Source organism: Paraburkholderia yinzeri (genome assembly GCF_046581065.1).
GTDB lineage: Bacteria > Pseudomonadota > Gammaproteobacteria > Burkholderiales > Burkholderiaceae > Paraburkholderia.
The window spans coordinates 3,114,627-3,140,029 of sequence record NZ_JBFOCJ010000001.1; the positions used below are offsets into that span (position 1 = coordinate 3,114,627).

Genomic DNA, 25,403 nt, shown 5'->3' on the forward strand with positions numbered 1-25,403 from the left:
GGGGGATTCGTGATTGTAGAACGTCCAGCCTTTAGCAAGGTTGACGTAGGCCCCGTGAAATGAAAGGCATGCGGCAGAAAACCACGCCTCCCGCGTCATTCATTGCCGGGAAGGGGCCGGTGGACCGCCTGCACCCCGCCTGCCGCAACCTCCCCCTAACGCTGCATCGATTCCCAGACCTTGTGCAGGCGCTTGATCGATACCGGCATCGGCGTACGCAACTCCTGGGCGAATAGCGAGATGCGCAGCTCTTCCAGCAGCCAGCGGAATTCGCCGAGCCGGGGATCGAATACGCCGCCGCGCTGCGACAGCGCGCGCTGATACTGCTGCTGCAGGGGCAGCAGTTCGGCGGCGAGGCGGGCGTCCCGGGAGGCGTCGGCACGCAGCTTGTCGATGCGCAGCGCAATGCCCTTCAGGTAGCGCGGAAAATGCACGAGTTGCGCGTACGGCGTGTCGACGACGAACCGCTTGCCGATCAGCGCATCGAGCTGAGCCTGCATGTCGACTGCGGCCGGACCGAACGCCTTCGCCTGCACGAGCTTCTTCCCCACCGTCGCATATTCGGCAAGGATCTGGCCCACGAGCCGCGCGATCTCCTGCGCGAGCAGCGAGAGCCGCCCGCGCCCTTCGTCGCGGCGCACGTGGAAGCTCGTGTCGTCGTCGGGGAGCGGGTCCTGCAGACAGGCGCGGTCGAGCGCCAGCTCCACCAGTTGGTCGCGCAACTCCTCCTGCGTGGCGCGCGCCATGAAATGCATCGCCATTTCGCGCAGACCCGGCAGGTTCTTCTCGAGGTAGCGCACCGGCTCGCGCAACTGCAGCGCGAACAGGCGCCGCAATCCCGCGCGATGAATGCGCGCCGCTTCTTCGGGCGAATCGAACACTTCCACGTCGCAGTGCGTTCCGCGGTCCACGAGCGCCGGATAACCGAATAGCGTCTGCCCGCTGCGACGGATCTCAAGCAGCTCGGGCAGCTTACCGAAATTCCAGGTGGTGAGATTCTCGTAGAGCGCCGTGGCAGGCGATCCTTCGGCGGCGGGCAGCATATGGGGCGTCTGCGGCGCATTGCCTTTGCGCGGCACCATACCGGCGCCGGCTGCTTTGGCCGCCTGCGGTTCCGTGCCACCGCCCTGCCCGTCCGCGCCACCTGGGCCACTTTGACCACGCGTTTCGAGCGCCGCCAGCGCCGTCGCGCTGGCCAGCTTCTGGAACTGCTGCTGCGCCTGGGCGCCCAGCTCCGCACGCAGTTGCGCAAGATTGCGCCCCATGGCGAGCTGGCGTCCGTGCTCGTCGATCACCTTGAAGTTCATGAACAGGTGCGCGGGTAGCGTCTCGAGCTTGAAGTCGGACGACTTCATCGCGACCTGGGTCTGCTCGCGCACGTCGGCAATCAGCGCCTCGAGCAGCCCGCCCGCGCCGAAGCGCTCGCCGCCCATCCGCCCGGCGAAGCCGGCCGCGTATTCGGGCAGCGGCACGCAGTGGCGGCGCAGCTTCTGCGGCAGCGACTTGAGCAGCAACTGCGCCTTCTCCTTGACCATGCCCGGCACGAGCCATTCGCAGCGCCGCGCGTCGACCTGGTTGAGCGCGTAGAGCGGCACCGCTAACGTCACGCCGTCGCGCGGCGAGCCCGGCTCGAAGTGATAGGTGAGCATCATCGCGACGCCCGACATCGTCATGCGCTTCGGAAACAGTTCGGTCGTGACGCCCGCTGCCTCGTGGCGCATCAGGTCGTCGCGCGAGAGGTACAGGAGGCGCAGCTTGTCCTCGGGCTGTCCGCTCTTCTTCACCTCGTCGCGATACCAGCGCTCGAACGACGCGCCCGAATAGATCCCGTCGGGAAGCGCTTGATCGTAGAACGCGTAGATCAATTCGTCGTCCACGAGCACATCCTGGCGGCGCGATTTGTGCTCGAGCTGTTCGATGTCTGCAAGCAGCTTGCGGTTGTGCGCGAAGAACGCGAGCTTCGTGTCGAACTCGCCCTCCACGAGCGCGCCGCGAATGAAGAGTTCGCGTGCGCGCGCCGGATCCTGCCTGCCGAACGCCACGCGGCGGCGTTGATAAACCGGCAAACCGTAAAGCACGCCGCGCTCGAACGCGCTCACCTGCGCGGCACGCTTTTCCCAATGCGGCTCGGAAAGCGACTTCTTCAACAGATGCGCGCCGACCTTCTCCAGCCATTCCGGCTCGATCTTCGCGATGCAGCGCGCGTAAAGGCGGCTCGTCTCGACGAGTTCGGCCGCCACGACCCAGCGGCCGGCCTTCTTCACGAGGGCCGAGCCGGGCCACAGATGGAACTTGATGCCGCGCGCGCCGAGGTAATGCGGATCGTCGTCCGCTTTCAGGCCGATGTTGCCGAGCAGGCCCGTAAGCAGTGCGTGATGAATCTGCTCGTACGTCGCCTCCGATTCGTTCAGCCGCCAGCCATGCTCGCGCACGACCGTGAGCAACTGCGAGTGGACGTCGCGCCATTCGCGCAGCCGCAGATGCGAGAGGAAGTTCGCCCGGCACGAATCGACGAGCTGCTTGTTCGACTTCTTGTGCGCGACCGCCTCCTCGAACCAGGCCCAGATCTTGAGCCACTGGAGGAATTCCGAGCGCTCGTCGGCAAAGCGCCGGTGCGCCTGGTCGGCCTGCTCCTGCGCCTCGATCGGGCGGTCGCGCGGGTCCTGTACCGAAAGCGCGCTCGCGATGATGAGCACCTCGCGCAGCGACTGCTCGTCGCGCGCGCCGAGGATCATGCGGCCCACGCGCGGATCGAGCGGCAGACGCGAGAGTTCGCGGCCCAGCGGCGTGAGCGCGTTGTCGTCGTCCACGGCGCCCAGTTCGTTGAGCAGTTGATAGCCGTCCGCGATGGCGCGGCCCGGCGGCGGCTCGATGAACGGGAACGTTTCGATCGCCGTGAGGTGCAGCGACTTCATGCGCAGAATCACGGCCGCAAGCGACGAACGCAAAATTTCCGGATCGGAAAATTTCGGCCGCGACAGGAAATCCTGCTCCTCGTAGAGGCGAATGCAGACCCCGTCCGCGACGCGGCCGCAGCGGCCCGCGCGCTGGTTCGCCGCGGCCTGCGAAATCGACTCGATCTGCAGTTGCTCGACCTTGTTGCGGTACGAGTAGCGTTTCACGCGCGCCAGCCCCGTGTCGACCACGTAGCGAATGCCCGGCACCGTGAGCGAGGTCTCCGCCACGTTGGTGGCGAGCACGATGCGGCGCGCGTTCGACGACTTGAACACGCGTTCCTGCTCCTGCGCGGAAAGCCGCGCGAAGAGCGGCAGGATTTCCGTGTGCGGCGGATGGTGCTTGCGCAGCGCCTCCGCGGCGTCGCGAATCTCGCGCTCGCCGGGCAGGAACACGAGCACGTCGCCCGGACCTTCGCGACACAGCTCGTCTACCGCATCGACGATGGCGTCCATCAGGTCGCGATCGGCATCCCGCTGCGACTTTCCTTTCTCGCGGCCCGTCGTCCCCTGCGCCACCTTCACCGCGGGGCTGTCTTCCTGCACCGGGCGATAGCGCACCTCCACCGGATACAGACGCCCGCTCACCTCGATCACCGGCGCGGGCTTCTCGTCGCTGCCGAAGTGGCGCGCGAAGCGGTCCGCGTCGATCGTCGCGGAGGTCACGATCAGCTTGAGGTCGGGCCGGCGCGGCAGGATCTCCTTCAGATAGCCGAGCAGGAAATCGATGTTGAGGCTGCGCTCGTGCGCCTCGTCGATGATGATCGTGTCGTAGGCCTTCAGCAGCGGATCGGTCTGCGTTTCGGCAAGCAGAATGCCGTCGGTCATGAGCTTGACCGACGCGCCCGGCGAGAGGTTGTCCGTGAAACGCACCTTGTAGCCCACGACTTGGCCGAACGGCGTGCCGAGCTCTTCGGCAATGCGCCGCCCCGTGGCGGAAGCCGCGATCCGGCGCGGCTGCGTGTGGCCAATCAAACCCGTGCCGCCCGCACCGAGGCCGCGCCCCAGCGCAAGCGCGATTTTCGGCAACTGCGTGGTCTTGCCCGACCCGGTTTCGCCGCTCACGATCACGACCTGGTGGCCGGCGATCGCGCGCGCGATTTCCTCGCGGCGGCCGGAAACGGGCAGCGCTTCGGGGAAGGTTATCGGGGGAACCGGATTGGGCTCGATCACGCGGCGCGCGGGACGCTCCCCGCGCTCCTTGCGTTCGTCGCTCGCGCGCACAGCGCGTTCGGGATTTCGCGCGCCGGGCGCGGGCGCGGCAGCCTGCTCTTCCTTCGCCGCGTGCGGCGTTTGCGGCACCTGTTGCCCACGCTTGTCCTGCGCGCGGGCGCCACCGCTCACGAGCGCCGCAAGCCGTTCCGCCGACGCCGGTTTCTGCGCGTCGCCATACTTTTGCGCAGCGCTTTTTTCCGGCGCGCCGCCATGCGCCGCGCCGGACTCGCCGCGCGTGTTGCTGCCCTGCTCCGACGCAGGTCTTTTGGGTACATTCGACATGGGGGCGCATTATAATCCCGGGCATGAATTCCCAAACCGACCTCGTCCCCACGCCCGCAGGCTCGCCGACTTCCATCGCGGCTGCAGATTCCGCTTCGCAGGAAGTGGCACAGCACGCGCAGTTCGTCGACTGGATGCGATCGGTCGCGCCCTACATCCACGCCTTCCAGGGCAAGACGTTCGTCGTCGGCTTCGGCGGCGAGGTCGTGCACCAGAATCTGCTCAACGCGCTCGCGGCCGACATTGCGCTACTGCAGGCCATGGGCATCCAGATCGTGCTCGTGCACGGCTCGCGACCGCAGGTCGAAGAGCAGATGAGCCTGCACGGCGTGGAGTCCGAGTTCTCGCACGGCATGCGCATCACGAATGCCCGCGCGCTCGAGTCCGCGAAGGAAGCGGCCGGCGAAGTGCGTCTCGACATCGAGGCCGCGATCAGCCAGGGTCTGCCGAACACGCCGATGGCGCACGCGCACATCAGCGTCGTCTCGGGCAATTTCGTGACCGCGCGCCCGGTCGGCATCCTGGACGGCGTGGACTTCCAGCACACGGGCGTCGTGCGCAAGATCGACGCCGACTCGATCCGCCATTCGCTCGCGAGCCGCAAGCTCGTGCTGCTGTCGCCGCTCGGCTTCTCGCCGACGGGCGAGGCGTTCAACCTCTCGATGGAGGACGTGGCCTCGGCGGCGGCGATCGCGCTGCGCGCCGACAAGATCATTTTCCTCACCGAAACGCCGGGCCTCGCCGACGAGGAAGGCGAGCTGATCCGCGAAATGTCGCTCGACGACGCCTACAAGCTGCACGAAGGCGGCACCGTGCTCGGCGACGCGGGGTTCTACCTGAAGCACTCGATCCGCGCCTGCCGCGGCGGCGTGGGCCGCGCGCACATCCTGCCTTACGCGCTCGACGGCAGCTTGCTGCTCGAACTGTTCCTCCACGACGGCGTGGGCACCATGATCTCGTACGAGAACCTGGAGAGCCTGCGCGAGGCGACGCCCGACGACGTCGGCGGCATCCTCACGCTGATCGAGCCGCTCGAGACGGACGGCACGCTCGTGCGGCGCGGCCGCCACCAGATCGAGCGCGACATCGACCACTTCTCGGTGATCGAGCACGATGGCGTGCTGTTCGGCTGCGCCGCGCTCTATGCGTATCCGCAGGAGCGCATCGGCGAAATGGCCTGCCTGACCGTCGCGCCCGAAGCGCAGGGTTCCGGCGACGGCGAACGCCTGCTGCGCCGGATCGAGCAGCGTGCCCGCGCGCGCGGCCTCACGCGCATCTTCGTGCTGACGACCCGTACCGAGCACTGGTTCCTCAAGCGCGGCTTCGTCAAGGCCACGGTCGACGACCTGCCCGAAGACCGCCGCCGACTCTATAACTGGCAGCGCAAATCGCTCGTGCTGATGAAGCAGCTCTGAGCGCCGCCGCCCCCATACGACTACAGGAGAAGCACAGCATGGCCCGTATGATCCAATGCGCGAAGCTCGGCAAGGAAGCCGAAGGTCTCGACTTCCCCCCGCTGCCGGGCGAACTCGGCAAGCGCATCTACGAAAGCGTTTCGAAAGAGGCCTGGCAGGCCTGGCTGAAGCAGCAGACCATGCTGATCAACGAAAACCGCCTGAACATGGCCGACCCGCGCGCGCGCCAGTACCTCATGAAGCAGACCGAAAAGTTCTTCTTCGGCGAAGGCGCCGACCAGGCGTCCGGCTACGTGCCGCCGACCGAGGGCTGATTGGCTTCTGCGGCACCTCGCGGCCTCCCTCACGGGCGACCGCAAAGCGTAAAAAATCCGCGCCGCGTGCGCGGATTTTTTTATGTATTTACCGAATTCCAGCCGTCCCGCGAAATCGGCGCAATCCCCCGCCACACGGGGCCTGCGGCGCCCCGCCGGCCCCGCAAGGCCAAGGCCGTTTGCACGATCTTCCGTCATCGTGCTATCATGTCGCTTCGTTCAACAGGCTTTAGCCATCAATTGCGTTCAATTTAACGCGCACCTTGCGCGAGCGAATTGAATGTTTTCATACAAAAAGACCGGACCGCCGCGCGGCCGTTCTTTTTCGTTTCAGCAGCGCTTCACAGGCACGCCCGTGCCCGTCCAGCGTCCTCATGCACCCTGCCCCCCATGCCAGGCCACGCAGGTGCAACGCTTACGCACAATTCGCCCGAGTGTCGTTTCGCGACGCATCGGCACGCCTGTCCCCGTCGCGCCGTAACCGGGTTCGCGGGAAGGCATGCCCTTTCGCGAAACCGCACTCTCCCGGCAAAACCGTGGCGGACCGCTCGTGCGGTCCCCGCAGTCATTGGAGATGCCCACCGTGACCGCTTCCACCTCCGGATCAGCAGCCTCGTCCGAACTTCAGCTCGACGACATCACCATCGTCGATAAGACTCTTCTCAAACGCGCCGTGGGCGCCATGGCACTCGGTAACGCCATGGAATGGTTCGACTTCGGCGTGTACAGCTACATTGCCGTGACGCTCGGCCAGGTGTTCTTCCCGTCGAGCAGCCCTTCGGCCCAGCTCATCGCGACCTTCGGCACGTTCGCGGCCGCGTTCCTCGTGCGGCCGATCGGCGGCATGGTATTCGGCCCCCTCGGCGACCGCATCGGCCGCCAGCGCGTGCTCGCGATGACGATGATCCTGATGGCCTGCGGCACCTTCGCGATCGGCCTGATCCCCTCGTACGGGTCCATCGGCATCGCGGCGCCCGTGCTGCTGCTCGCCGCGCGTCTCGTGCAGGGCTTCTCGACGGGCGGCGAGTATGGCGGCGCAGCCACCTTCATCGCCGAATTCGCCACCGACAAGCGCCGCGGCTTCATGGGCAGCTTCCTCGAATTCGGCACGCTGATCGGCTATGTGTGCGGCGCGGGCACGGTGGCGCTGCTCACCGCAACGCTCTCGCACGAGGCGCTCCTCGACTGGGGCTGGCGCATCCCGTTCCTGATCGCGGGGCCGCTCGGGCTCGTGGGCCTTTATATCCGCCTGAAGCTGGAAGAAACGCCGGCGTTCAAGCGCGAGGCCGAGGCCCGCGAAGCCGACGAAAAAGCGCGCCAGAAGATGACGCTGGCTTCGCTGCTGAAACAGCATCTGCGCCCCCTCCTGCTGTGCGTGGGCCTCGTGCTGATCTTCAACGTGACCGACTACATGGCGCTCTCGTATCTGCCGAGCTATCTCTCCGCGACACTGCACTTCAGCGAGACCTGGGGCCTCTCCCTCGTGCTGATCGTGATGGTGCTGATGATGCCGATGACGCTCGCAGCCGGCCGCCTCTCCGACGCGATCGGCCGCAAGCCGGTGATGCTCGCGGGGTGCGTCGGACTCATCGCGCTCTCGATTCCCGCGCTCATGCTGATCCAGACCGCGGCGGTGCTCCCCGTATTCTGCGGACTCCTGATCCTCGGCACGCTGCTGTCGTGCTTTACGGGCGTGATGCCTTCGGCGCTGCCCGCGCTGTTCCCCACGCCGATCCGCTACGGCGCGCTCGCCATCGGCTTCAATGTGTCGGTGTCGCTGTTCGGCGGGACCACGCCGCTCGTCGCCGCCTGGCTCGTGGACAGCACCCACAACCTGATGATGCCCGCCTACTATCTGATGGGCGCGGCCGTGATCGGCATCGTCGCCGTGCTCGCGCTGCACGAAACCGCACGCCGGCCGCTGCCGGGATCGGCGCCGAGCGTGGGCACCAGGGCGGAAGCGCACGCGGTGCTGCGCGGCGTGCGCCTCGCCCGCGAACTGGAGGAAGAGGAGCAATACCCCGCCGCCGCGGTGCGGGTCTGATCAGATCAGATGGGTGTGCTCGACGCTCGGGCCACCCGGGTTTCCTGTCATCAACATCGCCGCCGTCACGGGCAACCTGAACCGCCGCGGCCCCGCACTGCCGGGATTCACGTAGAGCACACCGTCACGCGTCTCGCACGACGGCTTGTGGGAATGACCGCTCACCACGAGCGCAATCCCCTCCTGCACCGGATCGCCGCGGAAATCGGGCAACTCGTGCACGACCGCGATCTTCATGCCACCGATCTCGAGCGTGGTTTGCACCGGCAGCGACTCCGCCCATGCGCCACGATCGTTGTTGCCGCGTACGACGGTCAGCGGCGCGAGCGCGGCGAGCGCATCGAGAACCGCCTGATCGCAGATGTCGCCTGCATGAACGATCGCGTCGCAGCCCTCGACGAAGCGCAGCAACTCCGGGCGCACCAGATTGTGCGTATCGGAAACCAGGGCGACGCGAAGCGGAATTCGTGAAGACATGCGAGGTTCGGGCGAAAAGACGAAGCGGGTGGACACACGCGCGATTATCGCCGACGGCGCCGGGCCTGTAACGCCATCAGGCCGCCTCGCCCTCCGAGCCGAAATAGACAGCGATCCAGATGGTCTGCGCCGACTTGTCGGTCCACGCCACCCGGTGCCGGCAATGCGCCGGAATGTGCACGTAGTCGCCGGGCAGCAGCGGCCGTCTCGCGCCGCTCTCCGACTCGAACTGCAACGCGGCGGCGCCGGCCAGCAACACCACCCATTCGTCGCGTGGATCGTCGTACCAGAATCCCGCGGGACTCACCTGCCCTGTCGAAACGATTCTCTCGATCACGACACCTCGTTGCGCGACCAGTTGCTCGACACATTCGGCGCCGGCTGCACGGTCGATACCGGCGAATACGTTGCCGAACGCGCCGCCGGGCATCACGCTCATGACAGCGGCCTCAAGCCGTCCAGCAGCGTGGGCACCAGCTCGCTCACGGTCGGATGCACGTGCATCGCGAACCGCAGCGTCGTGTAAGGCGCGTCGGCGGTCATCGTGTCGATGAAGGTATGGATCGCTTCGTCGCTCTCGATGCCGACGATCGACGCGCCCACTATGCGCTTCGTCTGCGCGTCCACGAGCACCTTCATGAAGCCGTCCGTTTCTCCGCGCTCGCGAGCGCGGCCGACTCGCGACATCGGCATGGTCGCGATCAGCGCCGGCCGGTTGCGCTCGCGCACTTCGCGCTCGCTGAGCCCCACGCGCGCCAGCGGCGGATCGACAAATACAGCGTAGGCCGGAATGCGCGTGTCGGCGCTGCGGCTTGCGCCGTCCAGCAGGTTGGCGGCGACGATCTGGAAATCGTCGTACGAGGTGTGCGTAAACGCGCCGCGTCCATTCACGTCGCCGAGCGCCCAAACGCCCTCGACATTCGTGCGCAACTGCCCGTCCACCGGAATCAGGCCGTGTCTGTCGCGCACGATGCCGGCGGCGTCGAGGCCGAGGTCGTCGGTGTTCGGGATGCGCCCCGTGGCGCACAGCAGATGCGAGACGTCGAGCGTGCCCGCGTCGAGCGCGATGCGCACACCGCCGCCGTCGAGCGGCGCGACGCTGCGCGGTTCGGCGCCGAAGCGAAATTCCACGCCTTCCCTTGCCAGCACGTCCTGCACCGCGCGCGCCACATCGTCGTCCTCGCGCGAAAGCACCCGCGCGCCGCGCACGAGCACCGTGACCCGGCTGCCGAAACGCCGGAAAATCTGCGCGAATTCGAGCGCTATGTAGCTGGCGCCCACAATCGCCAGGTGCGACGGCAGCGTGTCCAGCGCGAGGATCGTGGAGTTCGTTTCGTAACGGATACGATCGACGCCCGGAATCGAGGGAATCAGCGCGCGCGTGCCGGTATTGATGAAAATCTCCGGAGCCTCCAACTCCTCCGTCTGCCCGCCCGCCCCTTCGATGCGCACCGCATGCGGCCCGACGAAGCGGGCATGGCCCTGCAACACCGTCACGTTGGGCGCCTTGCGCAGCCATTGCTCGACACCGTTGCGCGACGCACCAATGATGCCGTCCTTGCGCGCCTTCACGAACGCGAGATCGACGCGCACGTCACCCGGTTGCCTCGCGCCATCCACATGCACGCCGTATGCCGCCGCGTGACGCGCGACATGGGCGGCGCGTGCGCATGCGACATAAGCCTTGGTCGGTGTGCAGCCCACGTTCACACAGGTTCCGCCGAACGCCGCGCGCTCGATCACAGCCGTCCTGCGTCCATGCTTGCCGAGCCGCACCGCGAGAGGCGGGCCGCTCTGCCCGGTGCCGATCACGATCGCATCGAATCGTTGTGCCATGCCGCCTCTCCTTCGTGACCGCGCGAAATCGCGGCTTTCCGGCGCTGCGCCATCCGCGCTTCGTGCCGCTGCTCAACTTCTCGCGCCATATTACGCCGGCATCGCGGCGAAGCTGTGCGAACGGGTCTGCACGATATTCCCCAGCGAGGGCGCGCCGTTGCGCATCGGAAATCGGGAAAAAAAAGAGCCGTCTCGCAACGCGAAAAGGCTCGGAAGGTGACGTCACAGCAGCAAACGGGCAATGCTGCCGCGCGTCGGGGGATCGGTGCAGGCGATGTATGGCGGCCTGTTAAGGTGTCTTCGATGTTTCGTTCTGGAAACCCGCAGATTCAGTGAACGCACTCGCCCTGGGAACACGCAATCAGTTCGCGCGAGCGCTGCAACGCGACGCGCCCCCCCCGCGTGGCGACCAGCAACCCGACCTGGCTGAGATTGAAGTCGACCGCAACCATCATCTGCATGAGGTCCACCATGGGCAGGACCCACACAGGTTGATAAAACTGTCGTTCGATGAAGGATTTCATGATGGCTCCTGCTGCTCGCCATCGCTTCCCGCGGAACGCTATGGCATTTCGATGAATGCCATTTTAGGAATCCCGCCCCTGCCGATAAATAGCTCAGAAGTGAAGTCACTTGTCGCCACAGGCGAATAATCGACGCAGGGTGCTGGCATGACATTGCGACTATCGGCGCCATAGCCTGGCGCCCGGCGCAAGTTGTAGCGGCAGGCAAGCTCACTGCTCAGGACCACGCACCAAGGTCCGAAATTCGCCAGTACTCCGAACGCTGGTGACAGTGCCAACACACTATCGAACCCCTCGAAAAACAGTGCCGAATGCGTCCCCCAGCAGCCGTGTCGATCTGTCGCGCTTTTTCTCCTCGCTGATTCAGCACAACAAAGCTACAGTCGTTTGCAGACGTCCCATGTGACGCGACGCGGCATTGCTGCGATGCAATGCGATGTCTCGCGTCGCGGCCACACCGCGCAGCGCCGCACCAGTAAAGGCGCTATGCACTGGACTCCGTATGCTCAGGTTAACGAACCATTACGCAGTACGCATTTAACGAGCCTTTTTCGCGCCGCATGTGCTGCGCTGCATCGCCGGGAAACTCCTGGATTCACGCGCCCCGCGTGTGAGCTAGTCTGTTCGCTAAAGGAGACGAAATCATGAGACAAGCGTTCAATGTCGGCGTCGTCATCATCCTTGCACTTCTCGTCGCGAACCGGGTCATCACCCGCGTAGAGGCGCACGGCGGTAGTTCGCTCACCTGCGCGCAAGGCTCCCTGCTCGTGAAGGCCGAGGCACTGGCGCGCGGCTTCACCGAACTGGGCGCGCGCAGCCAGGGCGAAAACTTCATGTCGAACTGCCTCGTGTCCGGTCAGGGCCAGGTCGGCGACCACGTCGCCCACGACTAAGCTCCGCCCAGCCTGACGAGTCGCCTTGCGTGGCGCTTCGCGCCACGACGGGCAGGATGGTCCTGTCGTTTCGCTAGCCGGCAGCGGTGCCGGCTGCTTTTGGGTGTCTGGCCGATACCCATGGGGCTATGCTCGCGCACCGTTCATCGAACCGCTACCGAAGGCTACTCTCCTACCGCTTACCGCCGCCGACCACTACGTTCGCGGCCGCCCCGATTACCCCCCCCCGACACCGCGCTACTACACCGGCCAATGGCGCGGGGCTTTCCCGTTTGCCGGATTCGAGCCGCCGCACGAGCAACACTTCCCGGTCGGGCACACCGGCTCGCCGGAGGACGTCATCCCCGCGCGTGTGAAGTCGAGACGAGCTTCCTCGCCGCGCTGCCAGCCGCGGAACAGGCGCGAATCGAAGCGCAGGTGCGCGCGTTAATCGAGGCGTAGCCCGCATTGCGTGGTCGGACTTCGGTGACGGTGCCGTACGAGACCGTGGCCTCCGCGACCGTCAAGGAATCGGCCACGCCGGGTTAGGTCCAAGCGAGGCGCAAACCTGCGCCGCTCCTTGCTGCAGTACATCCCCCGGCGTTCTTTCCGGTTGCCAATGCCGCCGGGAGGCAGCGACAATGCACCGGTATCCGGGGGAATTCATGAAGAGAAGCATCCTGTGGGCAGGGCTTAGTATGCTGGCGGCATGCACGTCGGTCACCGACGTAAATTCAAGACAGGATGGGCATCTGACGGTCACAAGCCGCGCTCGCTGGGACATGGTCTCCTGGAACCGCGTCCGGAACGCCGGCCTCAAGGAGGCGCAAGCCTATTGCCGCAAGCGTCGTCAGGAACTGCACACTGTGGAGATACACAGCGAAGGGTTACGCGGCGTGACGCCGCAAACCGTAGAGGTAGTATTCGACTGCATCTGAGGAAACACGCAGGAAGTCCGCTGGCTGCGCCTGCCGCGGCCCATTTCCCGCTTCAGCGGAATAGTTTGTTGTCGTTCTCCCCAGTACCCAATTCGCATGGTCGGACTACACTGACGAAACATTTTGTTACGTCTTTGCCTGGGTCGGATCATGTTGATCGCATTCTTCATAGCATGCCCGTTCGGTATCGTGGCCCTGTTCGGCTTCGCCAGGCTGATCAATCCGCGCACCGGACAGATCGGCAGCCGTTGACGGGCTGATCCTAAACGCCACTCACCCTCGCGAGGATCACGGCGCGACCGGGCGTTATTTCGCGACAGGCGCATCCGTAGACCAAAGCTCGCCTTGCGCCGGCGCGTCGGGCAGGTTGAAGACGACAGCTCTCGCGCCATTGTCTGCGGCGTCGATACGCAGAACCTTGATGCGCGTACCGGGCTGCAACGTCAGGCACGCCCCGGGGCTCTGGACCGCCGAAGCACCCGGATTGCCGGCGGAAGGCGCGGCGCCCTGAGCACCGGTAGGGCACGCCAGAATCACCGACGATATCGCATAGGTGCTTCCGACCTTGATCGAGACGTTGCCGGAATCGAGCCACGAGGCGCGATATTTGAGCCAGAAAAGCAGAGCGACCCCGAGCACCGCGACCGCCAACACTTTCATCGAAACACTGGATTTCATGACCTGCTCCAAGGATGTCCCGTTATGCCCCTGCTTTTCGTGGCAGTCAACGGGAAGTGAACGGCGCGACCCGAGGCGAACCCGGGCCCCACGCAAGACAAAAGCCCCAGCGGGTCGACAACCGCGCTGGGGCTTTCGGACAATCTCGTAGACATCCGGACAACGGATGGTGCCGGGGACCGGACTCGAACCGGCAAGCCGTGAGGCGGCGGATTTTCGTCACACCACGTCTTTCGACGCCGCACGCCAGGTCGGGGCGCGCGTTCGTGCGCTGGACTATGCCTTCGCCGTAGCGACACGCCGCGTTACACGCCGCGCGAAGCCCCAGGCGCCCCCCGTCTAGTCTCTACACCTTCCACGCTGCCGCACGTCGCGCAGCAGCGGGCTTGGCTCGGCGTTGCCTCGGCGCCGCACACGTGGCCCAGGGGGTTCGCCGAATTTGAGGGGTTCTGCACCGGTCGTTTCCGGCCGGGCACTCAATCTCTCTTTAAGTCCGCTATGTTTACCAATTTCATCACCCCGGCAAGGGCGGACGGGATTCTACCATTGCCCCGCCCCCTCCCCAAGCGCGCCAGGTCATCGCGCGGTCACACGTGCTTTCCATAATCGGCTCGTCGAAAACGTTTACAACGTTCGGGGCCGCCAGCATGACGCCAACCATCAAGGATGTCGCCGCACACGCCGGTTTCTCGATCGCCACCGTTTCCCGAGCGATCAACGCGCCACATACGGTCAACCCGGTCACGCTCGCGAAAGTGCGCGAGGCCGTCGACACTCTGCGGTTCCGCCCAAGTTCGCTCGGCCGCCAGCTCCGCGGCGAGCGCACGCGGCTCGTCGGCGTGGTGCTGCCGACGCTCGCCCATCCCGTCTTCGCCGAATGCCTGCAAGGCATCGACGAACTGGCCGCGGCGGAGGGCTTCCGGCTCATGCTCACGACCACGCAGTATGACCGCGAGCGCGAGCGCCGCGCGGTTGATATGTTGCGGGCACAACGAGTAGAAGGCCTGATCCTCACTGTGGCCGATGCGGACGCTCATTCGCTTCTCGACGAGCTCGACGCAGACGGCCCGCCCTACGTGCTCATGCACAACGACACGCAGCGCCACCCCGCGGTTTCGGTCGATAACCGCGAAGCAGCCAACGACGGCGTGCGCATGCTGATCGCGCACGGGCACCGCCGCATCCTGATGCTGACGGCCACGCCCCCGGCCTCGGACCGCGCCCGCCAGCGTCACGCAGGCTACGTGCTCGCCATGCGGCAGGCGGGCCTCATCCCGGAACCCGTGCTCGAAATCGACCTCACAACCGACGAACTCCCGCCCGCCGTGCTCGCGCATCTCACGAACGGCTCGCAGCGTCCCACCGCCCTCTTCTGCAGCAACGACCTGCTCGCGATGGTCGTGATGCGCGGCTTGCGCCGCGCGCGGGTGCGTGTGCCGCAGGACATGTCGATTCTCGGCTTCGACGGCCTCGCGACCGGCGCGCTGCTCGTACCGCCGCTCGCGAGCATCGGTACGCCGAATCGCGAGATCGGCCGTATGGCATGGCAGCAGTTGATGGCGTACATCGGCGGCGAGTGCGCGGGCGCGGCGCCTCGGCTCGTGCTGCCGCACACGCTGCGCGAGGGCGACACGATCGCCGCCATCGCCAGCGCGCCCCTCGCCGATGTCGCCCATGCCGCACACCTCGCACGGGTATCGCACGAAGACGGCGAATTCGAACTCCCGTGACGCCACCACCGGGGCCCCGCCCGCTCGCGTAACATAAGCTTCGCCACCACCCGTCACTCCCATCGAGAGGCTCCCATGCTGCTCGCCCAGATCAGCGACCTGCACGTCAAGCAACCGGGCGCGCTCGCGTACCAGCGCGTCGATACCGCCGCACGCCTTGCGCGGACCATCGCGCGGCTGAACGCCCTCGTGCCGCGCCCGGACGCCGCGGTCGTCACCGGCGACCTCGTGGACCAGGGCTCGGCCGCCGAGTACCGGCACCTCAAGTCGCTGCTGGCAACGCTCGACATGCCGTACTGGCTGCTGATCGGTAATCACGACACGCGCGAGGCGCTGCGCGAGGTTTTTCCCGAGCGCGCCGAACTGCGCGCAGGCGGCCCGTTCGTGCACTATGCCGTCGAGATTGGGCCACTGCGTCTGCTCGCGCTCGACTCCCTGCAGCCGGGCCAGAGCGCGGGCACGCTGTGCGCGGCGCGGCTGGCATGGCTCGCGCAACAGCTCGACGCCGCGCGCGGACAACCAGTGATCGTCGCGCTCCATCACCCGCCGTTCGACAGCGGCGTCGACCATATGGATGCGATCCGCCTCGATCCGCAGGCGGCCGTGGCGCTCGAAGCGCTCGTCGCGCAGCACCCGAACGTGGAACGCGTCATGTGCGGCCACGTGCACCGCTCGATGTTCGTGCGCTTTGGCGGCACCATCGCTTCGGCCATCCCCTCGCCGGCGCATCAGGTCACGCTCGACCTCGCGCCCGGTGCGCCGTCGAGCTTCACGCTCGAGCCGCCCGCGTTCGCGCTGCATCGCTACGACCCGCACAGCGGACTCGTCACGCATCACGTGTACGTCGACGAATCGGACGGGCCTTATCCGTTCAAGGAGCCGGTTCCGGGGCCGCTTTTCAGCCCGGTTCTCAGCCCGGTTCTCAGCCCGCTGCCCGGCCCCTCGGGCAACCACGTCGCCTGACACTTCAGCCGTCCGGAGCGGGCCGCCCCGCACCCGTGCGTCCGGTCGGGCGTCAGCACGATCCGACATGCTCCGGTATGATCGGCACCCTCGAATGCCGTCCGCCGTTGCTTTTGCGTCTTGCCGGGCACCGCCCGCTCCTGCCCATGTCCACACCCGACTCCACCACCACCGCAGCCGATAGCCAGTCGCTGCGCGGCCTGCTGCTCCTGCTCGCGACCATTGCCGGCGTCTCGGTCGCGAACATCTACTACAACCAGCCGCTCCTCGACGACTTCCGCAAGTCGTTCCCCTCGGGCGCGGCCTGGATTGGCGCCGTGCCCTCCGCAACCCAGCTCGGCTATGCCGCCGGGATGCTGCTGCTCGCCCCGCTCGGCGACCGCTACGACCGCCGGCTCCTGATCCTGCTGAAGATCGCCGGCGTATGCGTCGCGCTCTTCTTCGCAGCCACGGCCCCCACGCTCGGCGTGCTGATCGGCGCAAGTCTCGCGATCGGCGTGCTCGCGACCATCGCGCAGCAGGCCGTGCCCTTCGCCGCCGAACTCGCGCCCCCCGAAGGGCGCGGCCATGCCGTCGGCACCGTCATGAGCGGACTGCTGCTCGGCATCCTGCTCGCGCGTACGGCCGCAGGCTTCGTCGGCCAGTACTTCGGCTGGCGTGCCGTGTTCGGCGCTTCGATCGTCGCGCTGCTCGCGCTGGCCGTCGTGATCGTACTCAAGCTGCCGCGCAGTCAGCCCACCTCCCGGCTCGGCTACGGACGGCTCCTCGCCTCGATGTGGCACCTCACACTCGAATTGCGCGGGCTGCGCGAAGCGGCCCTGACGGGCGCATGCCTGTTCGGCGCGTTCAGTTTGTTCTGGCCGGTGCTCACCCTGCTGTTGGCGGGTGCGCCGTTTCACCTCGGGCCGCAGGTGGCGGGCCTCTTCGGCGTCGTCGGCGCGGCGGGCGCCATGGCCGCGCCCTGGGCGGGCCGGTCGGCGGACCGGCGCGGACCGCGCGCCGTCATCACGCTGTCGATCGCGCTCATCGCGCTCGCATTCGTGATCTTCGCGTTTTCGGGCAAGAGCCTCGTCGGGCTCGTGATCGGCGTGGTGGTGCTCGACATTGGCGTGCAGGCCGCGCAGATCTCGAACCAGTCGCGCATCTACGCACTGAGGCCCGAAGCGCGCAGCCGCGTCAACACCGTCTACATGGTTGCTTATTTCATCGGCGGCGCAACCGGCTCCGCCGTGGGCGCGGCCACCTGGCACGCGTTCGGCTGGATCGGCGTGTGCGTGGCCGGGCTCGCGTTTACCGCGCTGGCCGGCTGGATTCACGCCAGCACGCGTCCGCGCGCCGCGTAAAGCGCCCGCGGCGGGTCCGGCGCCCTTGCGCGACGGACCCGCGAAACTGGCAAAAATGCCCGGGCACGCTACGTGCTGATCAGGCAATCTCTTGACTACGGTGGAGATCGCTCATGAAACGCTTGATTGCCCTGGTGCTCGTTGCCGCTTCGGTTGGGGCGCTTGCCGCATGCAATACCGTTGCGGGCGCGGGTGAGGATATGTCCGCGGGCGGCCACGCCATCACGAATAGCGCCGAACAGGCGAAGTAACGCACGCGGAATCCGCCGCACGACCGCACCGACGCCCGTCGCCAGTCTCTGTCAAGCGCCGCGGCGCCGGTCGTCGAACACGAACGAGAGTCCCACGCTGCCGAGTATCAGCACGGTCGCCACGATCGTGCCGACCGTCACGGGCTCGCCCAGCAGCAACGCGCCCAGGGCAACGGCCACGACGGGATTCACGTACATGCAACTGCTCGCGACGAGCGGACTGGTATGGCGAATCAGATAGCCGTAGGCGACATAGGCTGCCATCGTGCCGATCAGCATGAGATAGACGAACGCCACGGCCGGCAGGAAATGCAGCGGCATCATGCGTTCGCCGCTGATCCACGCGATGAGCGTCGAAATCGCGCCGCCCAGCCCGATCTGCAGGGCTGTGGCGAGGAACAGATCCGAAGGCAGCTTGAGCCGCCCGGCCAGATGCGCGCCGATCGCCCAGAACAGCGCGCCGGCCAGAATCGCGAGACAGCCGCCGGCGGTGCCCGAAGCCCCGCCGCCGTGGCTCAGGATGCCGATGCCGGCGAGACCCAGCGCGACGGCCAGCCACTCTGCCCTCGCGACGTGCCGGCCGGTGGCCGCCGCAATGATCGTCGCAAAAAGCGGGACCGTGGCGACCATCACGGCTGCCGTGCCGGTGCCCACGGTGCGCATGCCGTACGCGAGCATGCCGCTCGACAGCCCCACGAGCGTCGTCCCGACGATGCCGGCATTGCGGACCTCCATGAGCGTCGGCATGACGGGACGACGACGCATGGCGAACACGAAGAGCCCGATGCCCGCCAGCAGGTTGCGCAGGCCCGAAAGCAGCAGCGGCGGAAACGAGCCGAGCGCCACGTGCACGGCAAGGTAGGTCGAACCCCACACGAAATAGACGACGGCCAGCGAAAGCGCGACGCGGCCGCCGCGCGATTGCGGCAAGCGCACCGAGCGGCAGAGCCGCCAAAATGCACTGGCCGCACCGGCGGCGAACTGCAGAGGCCGTGAAGGCGAACGGGGAGGCATAGTCATGGCGTCGCGGAAGAACGCGACGCGCACACCTTGGAGCCTCGCAGGCGCGCTGCGGGGCGGGTGGAGCTCGACGGCATGATGGAGTGGCGAAGAAACGGTAGTGCGCGGCCCGCAGCCCGGCGGCAGGCAGGTGCGGCGGCGACGGTTGGGTAACCGTAAGCCGGGCGCCCCGAATTATGCAGCAAGCCGGCCGGCCAGGGTCATGCGCGAAACGTTTTATGCTCGCTGGCTATCGCATGGGTCGAGGCAGAAGGCAGTAGCGCCTGTGCTAACATGGCCAATCCTTTCTTTTTCCTTTCGATCCCCCACTCCCAAGGATCGCAAAGAAAATCGCCATGACCCGGAAAATCCGTTACCTGACCGAACTCGACGTCGCCCGCCTCGAAAAATGCGCCGCGGAACCGGGCGCCGCGCCGGCACGCCATGTCATGCTCGACGAACTGCTGGAGCGCGCCGAAGTCGTCGCGCCGAAAGACATCGCCGCCACCGTCGTCACGATGAACTCCCAGGTCACGCTCAGGAACGAGCAGTCCGGCGAAATGCTCATCTGGACCCTCGTTTATCCCAAGGGCGCGGACGTCGACTCCGGGCGCCTGAACGTGTTCTCGCCCGCCGGTCTCGCGTTGCTTGGCCTGAAACGCGGCGACACCGTACGTTTCACGCCCCCCAGCGGCGCACAGCAAACGCTGAAGATCGACCGCATCCTTTACCAGCCCGAAGCATCGGACGATTTCACGCTGTAATCCCCCGCTGTCATCTACTTTACGATTCGCCGCTTCATTCATTTCGCGCGTAGCGCCTCGTGCCGCTATACCGCGAATTGCGGCGCCGGACACTTGCCAGATCGTCGCAGCGCGGTGTATTGTTTGGCCTGCTTACGCGGGGGTCCTGCGTCATGCGTCGCTTCGAACGAGTCTGAACGAAAGTCGAGCGGCGTATTGCGCGGGTGAGAAATACCCTTTGAACCTGATCTGGATAATGCCAGCGCAGGGAAGCGTCCGGACTTCGCAGCATCGCTATCCACCTCATCCCAGCGAAGTCCGTCCACGTTCCGTCTCGTCTCCTGCGAAGCTGCTGTTCCCATATTGCTTTAGAGAGAGATACATGAACGCGAACCCGAAGTTCGTTTCCGCCAACGCGCACGTCGACGAAGCCGCGGTCGCGCCGCTGCCCAATTCCCGCAAGATCTACGTGACCGGCTCGCAGCCGGACATTCGCGTGCCGATGCGCGAGATCACGCAGTCGGACACACCCACGGGCTTCGGCGGCGAGAAAAATCCGCCGATCTACGTCTACGACACTTCGGGCCCCTACACCGATCCCGAAGCGAAGATCGACATTCGCGCGGGCCTGCCCGCACTGCGTCAGCGCTGGATCGAAGCGCGCGGCGACACCGAATCGTTGCCCGGCCTCTCGTCGCAATACGGCCTCGAGCGCGCGGCCGACCCGGCCACGGCCGAACTGCGCTTTCCTGGCCTGCACCGCACGCCGCGCCGCGCGCAGGCCGGCAAGAACGTGACGCAGATGCACTACGCGCGTCAGGGCATCGTGACGCCCGAGATGGAATTCATCGCGATCCGCGAAAACCAGCGCCGTGCCGAGTACCTGGAGAGCCTCAAGGCGAGCGGCCCGAACGGCGCGAAGCTCGCCGCGATGATGGGCCGCCAGCACGCGGGCCAGGCGTTCGGCGCCGCGGCCTTCGGCGCCGACGCGCTCCAGGCGATCACGCCCGAATTCGTGCGCGAGGAAATCGCGCGCGGCCGCGCGATCATCCCCGCGAACATCAACCACCCGGAAAGCGAGCCGATGATCATCGGCCGCAACTTCCTCGTAAAAATCAACGCGAACATCGGCAATTCGGCCGTGACCTCGTCGATCGGCGAGGAAGTGGACAAGATGACGTGGGCGATCCGCTGGGGCGGCGACACGGTGATGGATCTCTCCACGGGCAAGCACATTCACGAAACGCGCGAGTGGATCATCCGCAACTCGCCGGTGCCCATCGGCACGGTGCCGATCTACCAGGCGCTCGAAAAGGTCAACGGCAAGGCAGAAGATCTCACGTGGGACATCTTCCGCGACACGCTCATCGAGCAAGCCGAGCAAGGTGTGGACTACTTCACGATCCACGCGGGCGTGCGCCTGCAGTACGTGCCGCTCACGGCCAATCGCATGACGGGCATCGTCTCGCGCGGCGGTTCGATCATGGCCAAGTGGTGCCTCGCCCATCACAAGGAGTCCTTCCTTTACGAGCACTTCGAAGAGATCTGCGAAATCATGAAGGCCTACGACGTGAGCTTCTCGCTCGGCGACGGCCTGCGTCCCGGCTCGATCTACGACGCGAACGACGAAGCGCAGCTCGGCGAACTGAAGACGCTCGGCGAGCTCACGCAGATCGCGTGGAAGCATGACGTCCAGGTGATGATCGAAGGTCCGGGCCACGTGCCGATGCAGCTCATCAAGGAGAATATGGATCTCCAGCTCGACTGGTGCAAGGAAGCGCCTTTCTACACGCTCGGGCCGCTCACCACCGACATCGCGCCGGGCTACGACCACATCACCTCGGGCATCGGCGCGGCGATGATCGGCTGGTTCGGCACGGCCATGCTCTGCTACGTCACGCCGAAGGAACACCTGGGTCTGCCGAACAAGGACGACGTGAAGGAAGGCATCATCACGTACAAGCTCGCGGCACACGCGGCCGACCTCGCCAAGGGTCATCCGGGCGCGCAGGTGCGCGACAACGCCCTTTCGAAAGCGCGCTTCGAGTTCCGCTGGGAAGACCAGTTCAACCTCGGCCTCGACCCCGACAAGGCGCGCGAATTCCATGACGAGACGCTGCCCAAGGACTCGGCCAAGGTCGCGCACTTCTGCTCGATGTGCGGCCCGCACTTCTGCTCGATGAAGATCACGCAGGACGTGCGCGACTTCGCGGCGAAGCAGGGTATGAGCGACGACGAAGCACTGAAGAAGGGCATGGAAGTGAAGGCCGTCGAGTTCATCAAGCAAGGCGGCGAGATCTACCAGCGCCAGTAACGCGCCTCGCGCGAGACTGGAAACACTCTCTTACGATTCCAACGGCTCGCTGACAAACGCGAACAACCAGATACGGAATCGGCCGATACGATGGGGTTATCGGCGCGGCGGTTTGTGCCGGACCCCCATAACGACAGGCAGTAACGGCAATCAGAGAGGCAACGCGGCGCATACCCGGTCACGGGATGCGCCGCGTTTCATTTGGACCCGCCCATCGCACGCCCCCACCCTGCGCTTACGGCAGCGCAACACGCGCCATTTCATGCCGGACCGTACTTTCCCTGCTTGACACCCTACCTGCATTTTCTATGCTCGACGTGGGCATCGGGGATTGAAACACCGCCTTACTTAATGTTCACGCCCACCTTCGCAAGCGCCCCGGCGCAATGAGCCGCATCGATTGCGCCGATTCCAGACAGCACAAAGGAGACGCCATGTTTCACCAGCTGTTGACTCCCATCGGTAATTCGCTACTGCCTTCGTTCATCGTCGCCGCACTGCCCATCGTCACCGTGCTCGTCCTGCTGGGCTGGGCACGGCGCCCGGCGTGGCAGGCCTCGCTCGCCGGACTCGTGGTCGGGCTCGTGGTCGCCATCTTCGGCTGGCAATTCCCGGCCGGCCTCGCCTTCGACTCCGTCGCCGCCGGTATCGTGTTCGCGCTGTGGCCGGTCATGTGGATCGTCGTCGCGGCGATCCTGCTCTACAACATCGCCTTGCGCTCGGGGCGCTTTGCCGCCTTTCGCATGTGGATGCTCGACAACCTGCCCAACGACCGGCGCATCGTGCTCGTGGTGATCGGCTTCTCGTTCGGGGCGCTGTTCGAAGGCATCTCCGGATTCGGCACGCCCGTCGCGATCACGAGCTCGCTCCTCATCATGCTCGGCTTCCCGACCCTCGAAGCGCTCACCTTCACGCTGATCTTCAACACGGCGCCCGTGGCTTTCGGCGCGCTCGGCGTGCCGATCACCGTGCTCGGCGCGGTCACGCACCTCCCCGCCGACGTGCTCGGACAGATGGTGGGCCGCCAGTTGCCGTTCTTCGCGCTCGCGCTGCCGTTCTACGTGATCGCCATCTATGCGGGCGTGGGCGGCATGCTGCGCATCTGGCCGGTGCTGCTCGTAGCCGGCGGCAGCTTCTCCCTCACGCAGTTCGTGACCTCGAACTACGTCAACTACAGCCTGACCGACGTGCTCTCGTCGCTTGTCTCGCTGATCGTCACAATTGCGTTCCTGCGCGTGTGGAAGCCGGCGCCCGATCCGCAGTTCGAGATCCGCGTCGACCGCGCCAAGGAAGTGCGCGGCAACGTGCCGGGCGTGCAAGGCTGGTATCCGTGGCTGATCGTATCGGTGGTCGTGATCCTCTGGACCATCGCGAAGGTCTTCGCGATCGGCGACGTGAAGCTCCCCTGGCCCGGCCTCGACAAGGCGGTGTACATCACGCTCTACAAGGTGCCTTACGGCGCGGTCTGGGACTTCCAGCCGCTCGCCACCGGCACGGCAATCCTCGTGGCGGCGATCATCACGGCCCTCGTCGTGCGCCTCAAGCCCGCCGATTTCGGCGGCGCGATCGTCGATACCTGGGTGCAGACGCGCATCGCCATCCTGACCGTCGCCGCCATCGTCGGACTCGCCTATCTGATGAACTACTCGGGGCTCACTTATACGCTCGGTCTCGGCGCCGCTTCGGTAGGCGCGTTCTTCCCGCTCGTCTCGGCGTTCCTCGGCTGGGTGGCCGTGTTCCTCTCGGGCAGCGACACCTCGGGCAATGCGCTCTTCGGCAACCTCCAGGTGGTCGCCGCGCATCAGCTCAACCTGAATCCCGTGCTGATGGCCGCGACCAACTCGTCGGGCGGCGTGATGGGCAAGATGATCTCGCCGCAGAACATCTCGACGGGCGTCGCCACGACCGAACTCAAAGGCAAGGAAGGCCACGTGTTCGCCCGCACGTTCAAGCACTCGATCCTGTTGACGGTGCTGCTCGGCATTCTCGTCTGGCTCCAGCAGAACGTGTTCACGTGGATGATCCCGCACTGAGCACGGGGCCGGCCGCGAGGCCATTGCAGAGGACGTAAAAAAGCCCGCCTGCGCGCACGTCGCGCAGGCGGGCTTGCTTCAGCCGGGGATCGAACCCGAACCTTTCTTTACTGCAGTTCCGAGACGACTAGGCCCATGATCTCCTGAGCGGGGCGCGACGTATCGACCTGACCTTTGTCGTCGACGACGGCGATACGCGTCTGGTTCTCGGTCACGGCGCGCACGTTCAGCATGTACTGCTTCGCTTCCTTCTCCTTGCGGCCATGGAACACCTGGTTCCAGAAGCCCTGCTCGTCGGACGTCATGTCCTTCGGATCGACGTAGCGAATGTAGTAGATGCCCTTCCCACGGTCGCTGTCGTCCACCGTGAAGTTCGCGCGGTCGAGTGCATGGCCCACGCGCAGCCAGGCGCTGTCGTACGACTCGCCGAGCGTGAGCTCGGTGGACGTGTAGTGGCCGCCCGTCTCAGCCGACGGCTGACCCTTGCCCGGCTGCCCCGGCTGCCCCGGCTGCCCCGGCTGCTGACCGGCGCCCGTCTGCTGGCCCGCTGCCGCCACGTTCTGCGCGGCGACGGCGGCCGCGGCCGCATCCGGACCGCTCGAATTCGAACCGACCGCGCCAGCCGCCTTGCTCTTGACCTGCGCATCCGCCGCGTCGGCAATCTGCACGTCGGGCACGCCCGGCTTCGCGCGCGAGAGCGACAACATGAGGCGCTTCAGATACTCGGTTTCGAGCGCGGGGTCGTTGGGCTTCGGCACCCACTTGCTGCTCTCGTCGTTGGTGCCCGACACTTCTTCGGCGAGGCCCTTCTGGCTGACGAAGATATAAGTGCCGCCGGTCGGCGACGTTTCGAGACGCGTGCGGTACTTGTTGCGTTCCGCGCCGACGTACGAGTTGCCCATGGCCCACGTGAGCGAGTTGCGGATGATGCCGTCCGAGATCTTCGGACGCGTCTCGTTCCAGTCGGTTTCCATCAGACCCTTGTCGCGCTGGTCGACCACCAGCAGGAAGCCCTGCTCCTGCCAGAAGCGGCGCACCTGGGCCCAGACCTGGTCGGGCGTCTTGTCGTCGATGACGAGCCAGCTTTCCGTGCCGTCACGCTGGATATGCATGCCGGGCACCTGCGGCAGCACCTGGTTTACGTCCGACGGCGGCGCGTCGGTCTGGACCTGCTTGAGCGTGGAGAGCGAAGTCTCGCCGCCCTGCGGAGCCGTCGAGCGCTGGTCGGGGGTTTCGTCGAGCAAGTTCGGCGGCACGGCGAGCGACGACTCCTTCGCCTTTTGGTCACTGCGGTAATCGATCTTGGTCGGCGACGGCGTGCTGCAGCCGGCGACCAGCCCGCCCGCCATCAGGAGCGCGACGGCGCGGATGGCAAGACGTTGATGAAAATCACTCATGTTCGGGTAATCCTTCGGCTACGCCACGGCCAGTTTCCGTGGATCAACCAGCCATTTTACCGGGCGAGAGGCACCCTGTGC

Annotated in this window: 19 protein-coding genes and 1 pseudogene; 12 read left to right on the forward strand and 8 right to left on the reverse strand. The window is 66.0% G+C overall.

All coding sequences use genetic code 11. The features are described from left to right. Positions 1-155 precede the first annotated feature (155 nt). Complete coding sequence (gene hrpA / locus WJ542_RS14875; protein WP_411189972.1) at positions 156-4,451, reverse strand: ATP-dependent RNA helicase HrpA; 4,296 nt, start codon at positions 4,449-4,451, stop codon at positions 156-158. Positions 4,452-4,474: 23 nt separating this feature from the next. On the opposite strand from hrpA, the gene argA reads away from it, so the two are divergent. The 3 genes from argA (at position 4,475) to proP (ending at position 8,224) form a co-directional block, all read left to right on the forward strand. After that, on the forward strand, positions 4,475-5,866 hold the full coding sequence (argA, locus tag WJ542_RS14880) for an amino-acid N-acetyltransferase (RefSeq protein WP_411189973.1): 1,392 nt from the start codon (positions 4,475-4,477) through the stop codon (positions 5,864-5,866). A 38-nt stretch (positions 5,867-5,904) separates the two neighbouring features. Continuing rightward, the gene (locus WJ542_RS14885; protein WP_411189974.1) at positions 5,905-6,180 is read left to right on the forward strand and encodes an oxidative damage protection protein; all 276 of its coding nucleotides are present in this window, start codon (positions 5,905-5,907) and stop codon (positions 6,178-6,180) included. Between the two features lie 574 nt (positions 6,181-6,754). Further along, positions 6,755-8,224, forward strand: a complete 1,470-nt coding sequence (gene proP / locus WJ542_RS14890; protein ID WP_411189975.1) for a glycine betaine/L-proline transporter ProP — start codon at positions 6,755-6,757, stop codon at positions 8,222-8,224. On the opposite strand, the gene WJ542_RS14895 is transcribed toward proP, so the two are convergent. The 4 genes from WJ542_RS14895 to WJ542_RS14910 form a co-directional block, all read right to left on the reverse strand. Next, entirely contained in the window at positions 8,225-8,701 is a 477-nt protein-coding gene (locus WJ542_RS14895; RefSeq protein WP_411189976.1) for a metallophosphoesterase family protein, read from the reverse strand. Positions 8,702-8,777: 76 nt separating this feature from the next. Continuing rightward, positions 8,778-9,140: a cupin domain-containing protein gene (locus WJ542_RS14900; protein WP_411189977.1), complete on the reverse strand. Its 363-nt coding sequence runs from the start codon at positions 9,138-9,140 to the stop codon at positions 8,778-8,780. Continuing rightward, on the reverse strand, positions 9,137-10,537 hold the full coding sequence (locus WJ542_RS14905) for an FAD-containing oxidoreductase (RefSeq protein ID WP_411189978.1): 1,401 nt from the start codon (positions 10,535-10,537) through the stop codon (positions 9,137-9,139). The genes WJ542_RS14900 and WJ542_RS14905 overlap by 4 nt, the downstream gene beginning before the upstream one ends. Before the next feature lie 329 nt (positions 10,538-10,866). After that, positions 10,867-11,061, reverse strand: a complete 195-nt coding sequence (locus tag WJ542_RS14910) for a hypothetical protein (protein ID WP_411189979.1) — start codon at positions 11,059-11,061, stop codon at positions 10,867-10,869. A 644-nt stretch (positions 11,062-11,705) separates the two neighbouring features. Here WJ542_RS14910 and WJ542_RS14915 point away from each other — a divergent pair. Continuing rightward, positions 11,706-11,954 (forward strand): hypothetical protein, encoded by a 249-nt coding sequence (locus tag WJ542_RS14915; protein ID WP_411189980.1) that lies wholly within the window; start codon positions 11,706-11,708, stop codon positions 11,952-11,954. A 644-nt stretch (positions 11,955-12,598) separates the two neighbouring features. Then, positions 12,599-12,871: a hypothetical protein gene (locus WJ542_RS14920; protein WP_411189981.1), complete on the forward strand. Its 273-nt coding sequence runs from the start codon at positions 12,599-12,601 to the stop codon at positions 12,869-12,871. A 306-nt stretch (positions 12,872-13,177) separates the two neighbouring features. Here the strand turns inward: WJ542_RS14920 and WJ542_RS14925 are convergent, their stop codons facing one another. Next, entirely contained in the window at positions 13,178-13,561 is a 384-nt protein-coding gene (locus tag WJ542_RS14925) for a hypothetical protein (protein WP_411189982.1), read from the reverse strand. A 635-nt stretch (positions 13,562-14,196) separates the two neighbouring features. Here WJ542_RS14925 and WJ542_RS14930 point away from each other — a divergent pair. The 4 genes and pseudogenes from WJ542_RS14930 to WJ542_RS14945 all read left to right on the forward strand — a co-directional run bounded on the left by WJ542_RS14930 (position 14,197) and on the right by WJ542_RS14945 (position 17,836). Next, positions 14,197-15,279 carry a substrate-binding domain-containing protein gene (locus tag WJ542_RS14930; RefSeq protein ID WP_411189983.1) on the forward strand — a complete coding sequence of 361 codons (1,083 nt, stop codon included), beginning with the start codon at positions 14,197-14,199 and terminating at the stop codon, positions 15,277-15,279. 75 nt (positions 15,280-15,354) lie between these two features. Next, positions 15,355-16,161: pseudogene (locus WJ542_RS14935) on the forward strand (phosphodiesterase); the annotation flags it as partial. A 227-nt stretch (positions 16,162-16,388) separates the two neighbouring features. Next, on the forward strand, positions 16,389-17,585 hold the full coding sequence (locus WJ542_RS14940) for an MFS transporter (RefSeq protein ID WP_411189985.1): 1,197 nt from the start codon (positions 16,389-16,391) through the stop codon (positions 17,583-17,585). Positions 17,586-17,698: 113 nt separating this feature from the next. Next, the gene (locus WJ542_RS14945) at positions 17,699-17,836 is read left to right on the forward strand and encodes an entericidin A/B family lipoprotein (protein WP_411189986.1); all 138 of its coding nucleotides are present in this window, start codon (positions 17,699-17,701) and stop codon (positions 17,834-17,836) included. A 51-nt stretch (positions 17,837-17,887) separates the two neighbouring features. On the opposite strand, the gene WJ542_RS14950 is transcribed toward WJ542_RS14945, so the two are convergent. Next, positions 17,888-18,856 carry an EamA family transporter gene (locus WJ542_RS14950; RefSeq protein ID WP_411189987.1) on the reverse strand — a complete coding sequence of 323 codons (969 nt, stop codon included), beginning with the start codon at positions 18,854-18,856 and terminating at the stop codon, positions 17,888-17,890. A 335-nt stretch (positions 18,857-19,191) separates the two neighbouring features. Between WJ542_RS14950 and WJ542_RS14955 the strand changes: the two genes are divergently transcribed. The 3 genes from WJ542_RS14955 to WJ542_RS14965 all read left to right on the forward strand — a co-directional run bounded on the left by WJ542_RS14955 (position 19,192) and on the right by WJ542_RS14965 (position 23,925). Beyond that, entirely contained in the window at positions 19,192-19,599 is a 408-nt protein-coding gene (locus WJ542_RS14955; protein ID WP_411189988.1) for a GreA/GreB family elongation factor, read from the forward strand. Positions 19,600-19,960: 361 nt separating this feature from the next. Further along, positions 19,961-21,892 (forward strand): phosphomethylpyrimidine synthase ThiC, encoded by a 1,932-nt coding sequence (thiC, locus tag WJ542_RS14960; RefSeq protein WP_411189989.1) that lies wholly within the window; start codon positions 19,961-19,963, stop codon positions 21,890-21,892. A gap of 434 nt (positions 21,893-22,326) precedes the next feature. Next, the gene (locus tag WJ542_RS14965; RefSeq protein WP_411189990.1) at positions 22,327-23,925 is read left to right on the forward strand and encodes an L-lactate permease; all 1,599 of its coding nucleotides are present in this window, start codon (positions 22,327-22,329) and stop codon (positions 23,923-23,925) included. Between the two features lie 107 nt (positions 23,926-24,032). Here the strand turns inward: WJ542_RS14965 and bamC are convergent, their stop codons facing one another. Continuing rightward, complete coding sequence (gene bamC, locus WJ542_RS14970; RefSeq protein WP_411189991.1) at positions 24,033-25,322, reverse strand: NlpB/DapX family lipoprotein; 1,290 nt, start codon at positions 25,320-25,322, stop codon at positions 24,033-24,035. Positions 25,323-25,403: the final 81 nt, after the last annotated feature.